Origin of the sequence: Nonomuraea sp. K271 (assembly GCF_009908215.1) — a bacterium.
In the GTDB taxonomy this organism is placed as follows: domain Bacteria; phylum Actinomycetota; class Actinomycetes; order Streptosporangiales; family Streptosporangiaceae; genus Nonomuraea; species Nonomuraea longispora.
Genome location: NZ_JAAAHR010000232.1, coordinates 1 through 11,814 on the forward strand (window position 1 = coordinate 1; position 11,814 = coordinate 11,814).

The following is an 11,814-nucleotide window of genomic DNA, read 5'->3' on the forward strand; positions in this document are numbered from 1 at the left end:
CCCCTGACCAGCGAAGCGGCTGATCAACTGCTCACCCCCGAAGGAGCAAGTCCATGGCCGACAGTTACACACCCCCGGTCACCGGAACCGGTGTCAAGGCCACCATCCAGCGCATCGGCGGCCATCTGGCCGGCATGATCATGCCGAACATCGGCGCGTTCATCGCCTGGGGCCTGATCACCGCGCTGTTCATCCCGACCGGCTGGCTGCCCAACGAGACGCTCGCGAAGATGGTCGGTCCGATCATCGGGACCCTGCTGCCGGTCCTCATCGCCTATACGGGCGGCCGGATGGTGCATGGTCAGCGCGGCGCGGTCGTCGGCTCGGTGGCGGTCATGGGCGTCGTGGTGGGCACCGAGTCCCCCATGTTCCTCGGCGCCATGATCATCGGCCCGCTCACCGCCTTGATCCTGAAATATGTGGACAAGTTCACGGAGCAGCGGACCAAGGCCGGCTTCGAGATGCTGGTCGACAACTTCTCCGCCGGCATCGTGGGCGGCGCGATGGCCGTCATCGGCATGCTCGGCATCGGCCCGGTCGTGGAGAGCGCCACCACGGCCGCGGGCAACGCCGTGGGCTGGCTGATCAACAACAACCTGCTGCCCGTCGCCTCGGTCCTGATCGAGCCCGCCAAGGTGTTGTTCCTCAACAACGCCATCAACCACGGCGTGCTCACCCCGCTCGGCATCTCCGAGGCCGCACAGACCGGCAAGTCGATCCTGTTCATGCTCGAGTCGAACCCCGGCCCGGGGCTCGGCCTGCTCCTGGCGTTCCTGCTGTTCGGCCCGCGCCAGCTGCGGCCCAGCACCCCCGCCGCGATGATCATCCAGTTCTTCGGCGGCATCCACGAGATCTACTTCCCGTACGTGCTCATGAAGCCGCGTCTCATCCTGGCCGTCATCGCGGGTGGCGCGGCCGGCGTGTTCACGTTCATCGCCACCGGCGCCGGCCTGGTCGCCTCGCCGTCGCCCGGCAGCATCTTCGCGTATCTCGCGGTCACCCCGAGGGGCGGCTGGCTGAGCTCCAGCCTGGGCATCCTCGTGGCAGCGGCCGTGTCGTTCGCCGTCGCCGCCCTCCTGCTCGGCTTCGGCCGCGGAGAGAAGGCGGAGCAGGACGGTCCCGCAGAATCCAGTGAGGGCACCGAGCCCGCCACCAAGGAGGCCTGACCCATGCCCAGCATCGACAGCAAGGACATCAAGAAGCTCATCGTCGCCTGCGACGCCGGGATGGGCAGCAGCGTGATGCTCGCCTCCCAGCTGCGCAAGCAGCTCAAGGACAGCGGCGTCACGGTCGAGCACACCCCCGTCAACTCCATTCCCGACGACGCCGACGTCATCGTGTGCCACTCGGGGCTGGCCGCCAGGGCCAAGGCGTCCGCCCCCGGGAAGCCCCTGGTGTCGTTCCAGATCTTCCTCGGCGACCCGGCGGTGACCAAGCTCGTGAACACCATCAAGAACGGCGGCACCGTCGATGCGTGACGACCTGCTCGACCCGCGGGCCGTGCTGCTGCACGAGAGCGCCCCCGACCGCGACGCGGCCATCCGCCGGTGCGGCCGGGCGCTGGTCGACGTGGGCGCGGTCGCGGAGCCGTACATCGAGGCGATGCTCGAACGCGAGCGGTCGATCTCCACCTACGTCGGCGAGGGGGTGGCCATCCCGCACGGGACGAACGCCTCCAAGGGGGACGTCCAGCGCGACGCGATCTGCGTGGTCCGTTTCCCCGGCGGCGTCGACTGGGACGGCGAGCAGGTCACGCTGTGCGTCGGCATCGCCGCCAAGGACGACGGGCACGTGCAACTGCTGTCGCAACTGGCCGAGATCCTGCTCCATCCCGACCGTGCGAGGGCACTGCGTGAGGCCACGGAGGTCTCACAGGTCATGAAGGAGCTCACATGAAGGTCGCCAGATTCCACGCCCCGGGCGACATCAGGATCGAGGACGCGCCCGAGCCCGAGGCGGGGCCGGGCGAGCTGAAGATCCGCGTACGCAACTGCTCGACGTGCGGCACGGACGCCAAGATCTTCAAGTTCGGCCACCACCACATCAGGCCGCCGCGCGTCATGGGCCACGAGATCGCCGGCGAGGTCGTCGGCACCGGCGAGCGGGTGCAGGTGATCGCCGCCATCCCGTGCGGCACGTGCCAGGAGTGCGTACGCGGCCGCCGGACGGTCTGCCCCAACCAGGAGTCGATGGGCTACCACTACGACGGCGGCTTCGCCGAGTACATGATCATCCCGGCCAAGGTGCGGGCCGTGGACGGCGTCAACGCCATCCCGTCCGGGGTCGGCTTCGCCGAGGCGTCGGTGGCCGAGCCGCTGGCCTGCGTGCTCAACGGCCAGTCGCTGGCGGGTGTGAGCGCGGGTGACGACGTGGTGGTGATGGGCGCGGGCCCGATCGGCTGCCTGCACGTGCGCCTGGCGCGGGCGCGCGGCGCCTCCCGGGTCTTCCTCGTGGACGTCAACGCCGAGCGCCTGGCGATGGCGGCCGAGCTCGTACGCCCCGACGCGGCCATCGACGCCGACCCCGTCGAGCACGTGCTCAAGCTGACCGGTGGCAGGGGCGCCGACGTCGTGATCACCGCTGCGGCGTCGGGCGCGGCGCAGAAGCAGGCCGTGCGGATGGCCGCCAGGCAGGGCCGGATCAGCTTCTTCGGCGGCCTGCCGAAGGACGACCCCGTCATCGCGCTCGACTCCAACCTGGTGCACTACCGCGAGCTGACCATCGTCGGCGCGAACGGTTCCAGTCCCGCGCACAACGCCGAGGCGCTGCGACTGGTGGCCGACGGGGCGGTGGTGGTGTCCGACCTCATCACCCACCGGCTGCCGCTGCCCCAGGTGCTCGACGGGATCGACCTCGTCAGCAGGGGCGCGGCCATCAAGGTCACCATCGAGCCCTGACGTCCGGCACGCGAGAACCCGCACTGAAGATCCGACATGGAGCCTGGAGGCTTCTCATGGCACAACGAACGGTGGCCGTGGCCTCGGCCAGCGGCCTGCACGCCCGTCCCGCCAAGCTGTTCGTGCAGGCGGCGGCGAAGCTGGGGGTGCCGGTGACGGTCCGGCTGGGCGAGAAGTCCGTGCCGGCCAAGAGCATGCTGGGGGTGCTGTCGCTGGGCGCGGTGCGCGGCTCGGAGGTCACGCTCGAAGCGGAGGGGCCTGGGGCGGAGGAGGCGCTCGACTCCCTCGCGGCGCTGTTGTCGCGTGACCTGGACGCGGAAGAGGCCCTCGATGCCTGACCTGTCCCGGCCCGACCCTCGTACCGTCCCGCCGGGCGCTGGGCCCGCGGGCTCTGCCCGGCGGCTCGCCGGCCTCGGCGTCAGCCAGGGCCGGGCGGCGGGACCGATGATCCGGATGGCGGGGCCGCCGGCGCTGCCCGCGCCCCGCCCCGTGACCGACCCGGCCGCCGAGGCGGCCACGGTCGCCAAGGGTCTGGAGGCGGTCACCGCCGACCTCAACCGCCGCGCCGCGGCCGCCCGATCCCACCCGTCCGAGGACCAGGACGGCGCCACGGGCGGCCGGGCAGGCGCAAGCGAGGCGGCGGAGATCCTCGAGGCGCTGGCCATGATGGCCGAGGACCCCATGCTGCTGGAGGAGGCCGAGCGGCGGGCGCTCGACGGCGCCGACGCCGCGCACGCCCTGGACGCCGCCTTCGCCCGGCACCGCGACGCCCTGGCCGAGCTGGGCGGCTACCTGGCCGAGCGGGCCGCCGACCTGGACGATCTCAAGCACCGGGCGGTGGCGTTCGCGCTCGGCCTGCCGATGCCCGGCCTGCCCGCCCCTGGCCATCCGTACGTGCTGGTGGCCGAGGACCTCTCCCCCGCCGACACCGCGGGACTCGGCCCCGACGTGCTGGCGCTCGTCACGGAGCGGGGCGGTCCCACGAGCCACACCGCGATCCTGGCGCGCGGCCGCGGCCTGCCGGCGGTGGTGGCCTGCGCGGGCGTCATGGACCTGCCGGACGGCACGGTCATCGGCGTGGACGGCGGCACCGGCGAGATCACGACCGGCCTCACCGCGGAGCGGGCGGCCGAGATCGTGGCGGGCGAGCGCGCGGAGCGGGCCAGGCTGGCGGCCGGCAGTGGCCCAGGCAGGACGGCCGACGGCCATCCGGTGAAGCTGCTGCTCAACATCGGCTCGGCCAAGGACCTGCGGCCGGGCGCGGAGGGCGTCGGGCTGTTCAGGACGGAGTTCCTGTTCCTCGACCGTACGGGGGCGCCGTCGTTCGAGGAGCAGGTGGCCGCGTACGCGGAGGTGTTCGAGCAGGCGGAGACCGTGATCGTGCGCACGCTCGACGCGGGCACCGACAAGCCCCTGCCGTTCCTGGGCCTGCCGGCCGAGCCGAACCCGGCCCTTGGCGTACGGGGCCTGCGGGTGGACCGGGTCCTGCCGGACGTGCTGGACACCCAGCTCGACGCCATCGCCGAGGCGGCCAGGGCGACGGGCACGCAGGCGTGGGTGATGGCGCCCATGGTCACCACCGTGGCGGAGGCGGCCGGGTTCGCCGGCCGCGCCCGCGAGCGGGGCATCGCGAAGGTGGGCGCGATGGTGGAGGTGCCCGCGGCGGCGCTGCGGGCGGGAGCGCTGCTGCGCGAGGTCGACTTCCTCAGCATCGGCACGAACGACCTGGCCCAGTACACCTTCGCCGCCGACCGACAGCACTCGGAGCTGGCAGATCTGCTCGACCCGCGCCAGCCCGCCCTGCTCCAGCTCATCGGCATGTGCGCGCGGGCGGGCAGGGAGGCGGGCAAACCGGTCGGCGTGTGCGGTGAGGCGGCCGGCGATCCGCTGCTCGCGCCGCTGCTGGCCGGGCTGGGCGTGACGAGCCTGTCCATGGCCCCCGTGTGCGTGCCCGCCGTACGGGAGGCGCTGGCCGGCCTCACGTCGGAGGAGTGCCAGCGCCGCGCCGAGGAGGCCGTCGGCTAGACCTGTTCCGGGTTGTGCGCCCTGAGCTGGAGGCCGTGGCCGTCGACGTCGACGGTGACCCTGCCGTGCTCCTCGATCTCGCCGGTCAGCAGCATGGTGGACAGCCGGTTGTCCAGCTCGCGCTGCACGGTGCGGCGCAGCGGCCGGGCGCCGAACTCGGGCTGGTAGCCGCGCTCGGCCAGCCAGTCCTTGGCGGCGTCCGTGACCTCCATCGTGACGTCCTGGCCGCGCAGCCGCTGCCGGGTCCGCTCCAGCAGCAGGTCCACGATCTGGCGGAGCTGGTCGCGTTCCAGCCGCTTGAAGATGATCGTCTCGTCGATGCGGTTGAGCAACTCGGGACGGAGCGAGTGACGCAGCAGGTCCATGAGCCGGTCGTGCAGTTGCGGGGTGTCCTCGGAGTCGAGGATCATCTGCGCGCCGATGTTGCTGGTCATGATGACGATCGCGTTGGTGAAGTCGACCGTGCGGCCGTGGCCGTCGGTGAGCCGGCCGTCGTCGAGCATCTGCAGCAGGATGTTCATCACGTCGGGGTGGGCCTTCTCGATCTCGTCGAGGAGGATGACGCCGTGCGGGCGGCGGCGTACGGCCTCGGTGAGCTGGCCCGCCTCCTCGTACCCGACATATCCGGGCGGCGCCCCGATGAGGCGCGAGACCGTGTGCCGCTCCTGGTACTCGCTCATGTCGATGCGCACCATGTGGTCCTCGCCCCCGAACAGCGCCGCGGCCAGTGACCTGGCGAGCTCCGTCTTGCCGACCCCGGTGGGACCGAGGAACAGGAAGCTGCCGATGGGGCGGTTCGGGTCGGCCAGTCCCGCCCTGGCCCTGCGCACCGCCTCCGCGATGGCGACGACGGCCTCGTCCTGACCGATCACGCGCTTGTGCAGGTGCTCCTCCAGGCTCATGAGACGCTCGCGTTCGTGCCGGGTGAGCTGGGTGACCGGGATGCCGGTCTGCCGGGACACAACCTCGGCGATGTCCTCCACCCCGACCTGCGGGACGTTGTCCTCGCCGCGCCGGGCGCGCTCCAGCTCCGGTCTGATTTTGTTGATCTCGGTGGTCAGCTCCTTGGCGCGGTCGAAGTCGTCGGCGGAGATGGCCTGGTCCTTGTCGCGGCGCAGCGAGTCGAGGCGCTCCTCCAGCTCGCGCACGCCGGTGCCGGGCGTGCGCGAGCGCAGCCGCACCCGGGCCGAGGCCTGGTCCATGAGGTCGATGGCCTTGTCGGGCAGGAAACGGTCGGAGACGTAGCGGGCCGACAGGTTCGCGGCCGCGTCGAGGGCCTCGTCGGTGATGCGCACCTGGTGGTGGGCCTCGTACGTGTCGCGCAGCCCGGCCAGGATCTCGATCGTCTCCTCCACGGTCGGCTCGGAGACGAGGATCGGCTGGAAGCGGCGTTCGAGCGCGGCGTCCTTCTCGATGTTCTTGCGGTACTCGTCGATCGTGGTGGCGGCGATGACGTGCAGCTCGCCGCGGGCGAGGGCGGGTTTGAGGATGTTGGCGGCGTCCATGCCGCCCTCGGCGGAGCCGGCGCCGACCAGGTTGTGCACCTCGTCGATGAAGACGATGGTCTCGTCGGCGTGCGCCCGCACCTCGTCGATGACCTTCTTGATGCGCTCCTCGAACTCGCCCCGGTACTTCGTGCCCGCCACCATCCCCGTGAGGTCGAGCCCGATGACGCGGCGGTTCTTGAGGATGTCGGGGACGGTCCCGTTGACGATGCGCTGGGCGATGCCCTCGACGATCGCGGTCTTGCCGACACCCGGCTCGCCGATCAGGCACGGGTTGTTCTTGGTGCGGCGCGACAGCACCTCGATGCACTGCTCGATCTCGTCCTCGCGGCCGACGACCGGGTCGATGCCGCCCTGCCTGGCCTCTTCCGTGAGGTCCCTGCCGTACTCGTCGAGTGTCGGCGTGTCGCCGTTCCGCATGCGCTGCTCGCCCGTCCGCGCTCCGCCGCCGGACACGATGGCCTGCTGCAGCTCGCCGGCGGACACGCCCTGTTCCTGCAGGAGGCGGGCGGCGCTGGAGTCGGGGTTGGCGGCCAGGGCGAGCAGCAGGTGCTCGGGGCCGATGTAGGACGACTGCAGGGCGCGTGAGATCCGCTGCGCGTCCAGGATGGCGCGTTTGGCCGCCGGTGAGAGGGTCGTGGGCGGCTCGGCGGGCCGGCCGACGCCCGCGAGCGCGTCGATGCGGTCGCGGAGCCTGCCGACGTCCACGCCGGCCGAGCGCAGCATGCTCCCGGTGGCGTCGTCGTCGAGCAACGCGCCGAGCAGGTCGAGCACGTCCAGGTCGGCGGCGCCGCGCTGCCCGGCTTTCTCCAGGGCGCTCCGCAGTACCTCTCGGGCCGAGGCGCTGAGCAGCCTGCCGACGTCCACCCGCTGGACGCTGGGCCGGGTCGGTGGCCAGGCCTCCATCCCGCCGAACACGCGGCCGGTGAGCTCTTCGAACCCTCTGAACGGGTCCCCGCCGAAGAACGACCTGAACGGCATGTCAGACATGAATCCCCCTAAGACTCAGGGGACACCTAGCCGGGTATGTCGCATTTCATAGCCACGTTTCGGCAAAGTCTCCCGCCCGGTGTGAGCGGTCGCGTCACCTTCCCGCGACGGCGTCGGCGATGGGCGTGTCGCCGGAGACGAGCTCCAGCGTCCGGTGCACGGTTCCCGGTGCGCCGAGCATGGCGGCGATGACGGCGGCCACGTCGTCGCGGGGCACTGCGCCCGGCGGGGCCTCCGGCGCCAGCCTGACCAGGCCGGTGCCCGGCTCGTCGGTCAGCCGGCCAGGGCGCAGGATCGTCCAGCCGAGGTCGCGGGCGCGCAGGTCGTCCTCGGCCTCGGTCTTGGCCCTGATGTAGGCGGCCCAGACCTCGTCCCTGTCCGGCGCGGGCGGCTTGCCCGCGCCCATGGACGAGATCTGGATGAACCGTCGTACGCCGGTCTCCTCGGCGGCGTCGGCGAGCAGCACGGACGCGCCCTTGTCGACCGTCTCCTTGCGGGCCACACCGCTGCCCGGCCCCGCGCCCGCGGCGAAGACCACGGCGCCGGCGCCCTCGACGATCCCCGCGACCTCGCCGGACGACGCCCGTTCCAGGTCGCACACCACGGCCTCGGCGCCCGTGGCCTCCACGTCGGCGACGTGGGCCGGGTTGCGCACCAGGCCGACGGCGTCCGAGCCGAGGCGCCGCGCCAGGCGCAGTGCGATCTTGCCGTGGCCGCCCGCGATGATGATCCGCATCGTTCCCCATGGTGTCGTGGTCTGCCCGCTCCCTGCGAGGGAGCGGCTCGTCGCCTCTCCCGGCGATGACGGCGACGGACCGGATCTGCCCGTTTCCGCACGCCCTTACTCCCCCGGGGACGGACCGCCCGCTTACTCCGGCGATGGGGCGAGGTGGGGCGCAACCGATGGTGATCGTCCGGCATCGGGCAGGCGTCCGCGGGTATGCCAGGGAGGAGCCGAGCGGACCGGCACGTCCCGGTCCCCGCCGGCCCGCCGGACGGGCTCGCCGAGCCCGGTGTACGGCAGGCGGGGCGAGGTGGGAATATCCCTCCGAACGCCCGGGCTGGATCATGCGTATCCCCCACAGAGGAGACTCGACTATGGACTTGGCAGACATCGGCGTCACCGGCCTGGCCACCATGGGGCGCAATCTCGCCCGCAACCTCGCCAGACACGGATACGCGGTGGCGGTGCACAACCGCTCGTACAGCCGTACGCAGCAGCTGATCAAGGAGTTCGGCGGGGAGGGCACGTTCGTGCCGTCCGAGGAGCTGGCGGCGTTCGTCGCCTCGCTGAAGCGCCCGCGCAGGGCCATCATCATGGTCAAGGCGGGGGCCGGCACCGACGCGGTGATCGACCAGCTCGCCGACCTGATGGAGCCCGGCGATATGATCGTCGACGGCGGAAACGCGCACTTCCAGGACACCCGGCGGCGCGAGGCGGCGCTGCGCGAGCGTGGCATCCACTTCGTCGGCACCGGCATCTCCGGCGGCGAGGAGGGCGCGCTGCTCGGCCCGAGCATCATGCCGGGCGGCTCGAAGGAGTCGTGGGAGGCGCTCGGTCCGATCCTGCAGGACATCGCGGCCCAGGTGGACGGGGTGCCGTGCTGCGTGCACGTGGGCCCCGACGGCGCCGGCCACTTCGTCAAGATGGTGCACAACGGCATCGAATACTCCGACATGCAGCTCATCGCGGAGTCGTACGACCTGCTGCGCCAGGCGCTGGGCGCGACGCCGGCCGAGCTGGCCGAGGTGTTCAGGGAGTGGAACCGCGGCGACCTCGACTCCTACCTGATCGAGATCACCGCTGAGGTGCTCGACCAGGTGGACGCCGAGACGGGCAAGCCGTTCGTGGACATCGTGGTGGACCAGGCCGAGCAGAAGGGCACCGGCCGCTGGACCGTGCAGAGCGCGCTCGACCTCGGCGTACCGGTGACGGGCATCGCCGAGGCGACCTTCGCCCGCGCGTTGTCCGGCCATCCGGAGCAGCGTGCCGCCGCCGCGTCGCTGCGGGGGCCGAAGTTGTCCGGCGTCGGCGGGCGCGAGCTGGTCGAGGACGTGCGGCAGGCGCTCTACGCCTCCAAGATCGTGGCGTACGCGCAGGGCTTCGACCAGATGGCGGCGGCCTCGAAGGAGTACGGCTGGGATCTCGACCTGGGCGCCATGGCGACGATCTGGCGCGGCGGGTGCATCATCCGGGCGAAGTTCCTCGACCGGATCCGGGCCGCGTACGACACCGACAGGGCGTTGCCGACGCTGCTCGCCGACCCGACGTTCGCGGCCGTCCTGGACGCGGCCCAGGAGTCGTGGCGGCGGGTGATCGCCACGGCCGTGCGGATCGGCGTGCCGACGCCGGGCTTCTCCTCGGCGCTGGCCTACTACGACGGGCTGCGGCGCGACCGCCTGCCCGCGGCGCTGGTGCAGGGGCTGCGCGACTATTTCGGCGCGCACACCTATCACCGGGTCGACAAGGAGGGCGTCTTCCACACCGACTGGTCCGGCGACCGCGCGGAGCGCCCGGCCTGACCCGTCAGGAGCTTCCCAGAGGGGCCGGGTTGGCCACGGCCGTCACCACGCAGAAGCCGAGCGGTCCCGCCGGGTCGTGCAGGGTGACCTGCCCGGTCGCCACGCCGCCGGCGCTGAGGTGGCCGGTGGCCTCGATGCCGATGAGGTCGCCGCCGGGGAGCCGGGCGAGCGTCAGCGTGTAGTCGGCGTTGATGAAGCGCAGCCCGTCGACTCCCGTGTTGCTGAGCGGGCTGGCGAAGTCGGCGGCCAGCGCCGCGCGTACGAATGGTGTCAGCGGCTCGCCGTCCACCAGCGGGTCGCGCTCGCGCAGCCACACCCGCCCCGGACCGGGCTCGCCCCAGCCGGACGCCTGCCACAGGTCGAACGGCGGTGTCCACTCGCGTCCTTCGACCGGCGGGCCCGAGGGGGGCGGCTCGTCCCACGCGGGCGTGACGACCGCCTGCTCGCCCTCGGGCTGTTCGCCCTGCCTCAGCAGCACGGCGGCGGCCCGCGCGATCACCCCCTGTTCGGTGGAGATGGTCGCGTCGGCCACCCGGATCCGGCGGCCGTCCCTGGCCAGGGCGGTCTCCACCGTGACGGGCACCATGGGGCTGTTGCGGAACAGGTCGACGGTCAGCCGGGCGAAGCGCAGGCCGGGCTCCGCGTGGCGCTGCTCGATGGCCCGGGCCGCGAGACCGCCGAGCAGCCGGCCGTGGAGCATGTCGGGTGACCAGGGGCCGCGGGCGTGGGTGGCGGGGACGAGTTCGTCCCCCTTGCGGGTGAAGAACGCTGACGACGACACAGAATCAAATTCTAGAGGAGAGCAGGCGCCGTCCGAGCGCGTGCAGGCGTTCCTTGAGCTCGACCGGCTCCAGCACATCGAAGCCCAACTCCAGGCAGGCCACGGCCACGGCGATGAGGTGCAGGTCGTCCCCGCGCATGGTGAGCAGGCACGTACGGTCGTCGACCGCCTCCGCCGTGCCGGCGAGCCGCCCCTCGATCCCGCCCGGCCGGCCGGCGCGTGCATGAGGAACCGGGCCTCGATCGGCCAGCGGCTCGGCTACCACCGTTCGGCGCCCAGGGCGGCGACTTCGGCGCGCTGGTCTCCCCCGCCGTGGGCCAGGCTGGTTCCGAGCGGGTGGCGGACGTGCGCGTGAACGCCCTCACCGCGTTCGTCACGGATGACATGGCGGAGCTGACCGAGGCCGAGGTGGCGCGGGCGCGCGGCGTGGAGCGGTGGCTGCGGGAGTTCTCCGGGTACGCCGCCATCCAGGTCCACCCCGGGGATGGATTTCCGTCCGCTTGGCACCGTAAGCTCCCCCAATGCGCGATCTAGGTGAGGACCCCCGGCCCGCCCGGGGTGCGGTACGCGAGATCCATTCCCTCCGTGGGCCCGCCACCCTGGCCTACTCCCCCGACCTCGACGGCATGGCCGATCCCGGGGAGATCGTCTGGGCCTGGGTGCCCTACGAGGAGGACCCGTCCAGGGGCAAGGACCGCCCCCTGCTGGTCGTGGGCCGTACCGGGCGCAGGCTCCTGGCCATGATGTTGTCCAGCAAGGGCGACGACGGCCCCGACTGGCTGGAGCTGGGCCCGTGGGGCCGCGACGACCGGGGCTCCTACGTACGGCTCGACCGGGTCTTCGAGTTGGACGAGGACGACATCCGGCGCGAGGGCGCGGTGCTCGACGGTGAGCGCTTCGCCCGGGTGGCGGCCAGGCTCATGAAGACCCACGGCTGGGACGCCGGCTGACCGGCCGTCGTGTCCGGGCACGGGGGCGGTGGTCGATGCCGGGGAAGCGGTCGTGCCAGGAGTCCCGGATGAGGCCGGGGCCGGTGAGTGCGCAGACGCGGGCGGGATCGGGGTCCCACAGGCCCCCGGGGGCCTGTGGGACC

At 72.2% G+C, this 11,814-nt stretch carries 13 protein-coding genes; 9 read left to right on the forward strand and 4 right to left on the reverse strand.

The features are described 5' to 3' along the window. The first annotated feature begins 53 nt into the window (after positions 1–53). Genes mtlA through ptsP form a run of 6 tightly spaced genes read left to right on the forward strand, consistent with a single transcriptional unit; the run spans position 54 to position 4,922 of the window. Positions 54–1,166: a PTS mannitol transporter subunit IICB gene (gene mtlA, locus GUY59_RS43275; protein ID WP_161715020.1), complete on the forward strand. Its 1,113-nt coding sequence runs from the start codon at positions 54–56 to the stop codon at positions 1,164–1,166. A gap of 3 nt (positions 1,167–1,169) precedes the next feature. Then, positions 1,170–1,478: a PTS lactose transporter subunit IIB gene (locus GUY59_RS43280; protein WP_132518575.1), complete on the forward strand. Its 309-nt coding sequence runs from the start codon at positions 1,170–1,172 to the stop codon at positions 1,476–1,478. Then, positions 1,471–1,896: a PTS sugar transporter subunit IIA gene (locus GUY59_RS43285; RefSeq protein WP_138207891.1), complete on the forward strand. Its 426-nt coding sequence runs from the start codon at positions 1,471–1,473 to the stop codon at positions 1,894–1,896. Before GUY59_RS43280 ends, GUY59_RS43285 begins: the two co-directional genes overlap by 8 nt. Further along, positions 1,893–2,897, forward strand: a complete 1,005-nt coding sequence (locus tag GUY59_RS43290) for a zinc-dependent dehydrogenase (protein WP_138207889.1) — start codon at positions 1,893–1,895, stop codon at positions 2,895–2,897. The genes GUY59_RS43285 and GUY59_RS43290 overlap by 4 nt, the downstream gene beginning before the upstream one ends. A 56-nt stretch (positions 2,898–2,953) precedes the next feature. Continuing rightward, complete coding sequence (locus tag GUY59_RS43295) at positions 2,954–3,235, forward strand: HPr family phosphocarrier protein (protein WP_132518581.1); 282 nt, start codon at positions 2,954–2,956, stop codon at positions 3,233–3,235. Then, complete coding sequence (ptsP, locus tag GUY59_RS43300) at positions 3,228–4,922, forward strand: phosphoenolpyruvate--protein phosphotransferase (protein WP_138207887.1); 1,695 nt, start codon at positions 3,228–3,230, stop codon at positions 4,920–4,922. Before GUY59_RS43295 ends, ptsP begins: the two co-directional genes overlap by 8 nt. Here the strand turns inward: ptsP and GUY59_RS43305 are convergent. Further along, positions 4,919–7,417: an ATP-dependent Clp protease ATP-binding subunit gene (locus GUY59_RS43305; protein WP_138207885.1), complete on the reverse strand. Its 2,499-nt coding sequence runs from the start codon at positions 7,415–7,417 to the stop codon at positions 4,919–4,921. The two genes, ptsP and GUY59_RS43305, sit on opposite strands and share 4 nt — an antisense overlap. Before the next feature lie 94 nt (positions 7,418–7,511). Further along, entirely contained in the window at positions 7,512–8,153 is a 642-nt protein-coding gene (locus GUY59_RS43310) for an SDR family oxidoreductase (RefSeq protein WP_138207883.1), read from the reverse strand. A gap of 362 nt (positions 8,154–8,515) precedes the next feature. Here GUY59_RS43310 and gndA point away from each other — a divergent pair, with 362 nt between their 5' ends. After that, entirely contained in the window at positions 8,516–9,940 is a 1,425-nt protein-coding gene (gndA, locus tag GUY59_RS43315) for an NADP-dependent phosphogluconate dehydrogenase (protein WP_138207881.1), read from the forward strand. A gap of 4 nt (positions 9,941–9,944) precedes the next feature. On the opposite strand, the gene GUY59_RS43320 is transcribed toward gndA, so the two are convergent. Both GUY59_RS43320 and GUY59_RS43325 read right to left on the reverse strand, forming a co-directional pair. Next, positions 9,945–10,721: a thioesterase family protein gene (locus GUY59_RS43320; protein ID WP_252375213.1), complete on the reverse strand. Its 777-nt coding sequence runs from the start codon at positions 10,719–10,721 to the stop codon at positions 9,945–9,947. A 4-nt stretch (positions 10,722–10,725) separates the two neighbouring features. Continuing rightward, positions 10,726–10,986 (reverse strand): hypothetical protein, encoded by a 261-nt coding sequence (locus GUY59_RS43325; RefSeq protein ID WP_138207877.1) that lies wholly within the window; start codon positions 10,984–10,986, stop codon positions 10,726–10,728. An 80-nt stretch (positions 10,987–11,066) separates the two neighbouring features. Here GUY59_RS43325 and GUY59_RS43330 point away from each other — a divergent pair, with 80 nt between their 5' ends. Together GUY59_RS43330 and GUY59_RS43335 are read left to right on the forward strand one after the other, a co-directional pair. Beyond that, a complete protein-coding gene (locus GUY59_RS43330) occupies positions 11,067–11,255 on the forward strand; it encodes a hypothetical protein (protein ID WP_138207875.1) in 189 nt (62 codons plus the stop codon). After that, a complete protein-coding gene (locus tag GUY59_RS43335; RefSeq protein ID WP_138207873.1) occupies positions 11,243–11,671 on the forward strand; it encodes a type II toxin-antitoxin system PemK/MazF family toxin in 429 nt (142 codons plus the stop codon). The genes GUY59_RS43330 and GUY59_RS43335 overlap by 13 nt, the downstream gene beginning before the upstream one ends. Positions 11,672–11,814 lie beyond the last annotated feature (143 nt).

What these genes read in the sequence shown, in the direction of transcription:
- mtlA (WP_161715020.1), top strand. Translation starts at nt 54, where the DNA reads ATGGCCGACAGTTACACACCCCCGGTCACCGGAACCGGTGTCAAGGCC.
- GUY59_RS43280 (WP_132518575.1), top strand. Translation starts at nt 1,170, where the DNA reads ATGCCCAGCATCGACAGCAAGGACATCAAGAAGCTCATCGTCGCCTGC.
- GUY59_RS43285 (WP_138207891.1), top strand. Translation starts at nt 1,471, where the DNA reads ATGCGTGACGACCTGCTCGACCCGCGGGCCGTGCTGCTGCACGAGAGC.
- GUY59_RS43290 (WP_138207889.1), top strand. Translation starts at nt 1,893, where the DNA reads ATGAAGGTCGCCAGATTCCACGCCCCGGGCGACATCAGGATCGAGGAC.
- GUY59_RS43295 (WP_132518581.1), top strand. Translation starts at nt 2,954, where the DNA reads ATGGCACAACGAACGGTGGCCGTGGCCTCGGCCAGCGGCCTGCACGCC.
- ptsP (WP_138207887.1), top strand. Translation starts at nt 3,228, where the DNA reads ATGCCTGACCTGTCCCGGCCCGACCCTCGTACCGTCCCGCCGGGCGCT.
- GUY59_RS43305 (WP_138207885.1), bottom strand. Translation starts at nt 7,417, where the DNA reads ATGTCTGACATGCCGTTCAGGTCGTTCTTCGGCGGGGACCCGTTCAGA.
- GUY59_RS43310 (WP_138207883.1), bottom strand. Translation starts at nt 8,153, where the DNA reads ATGCGGATCATCATCGCGGGCGGCCACGGCAAGATCGCACTGCGCCTG.
- gndA (WP_138207881.1), top strand. Translation starts at nt 8,516, where the DNA reads ATGGACTTGGCAGACATCGGCGTCACCGGCCTGGCCACCATGGGGCGC.
- GUY59_RS43335 (WP_138207873.1), top strand. Translation starts at nt 11,243, where the DNA reads ATGCGCGATCTAGGTGAGGACCCCCGGCCCGCCCGGGGTGCGGTACGC.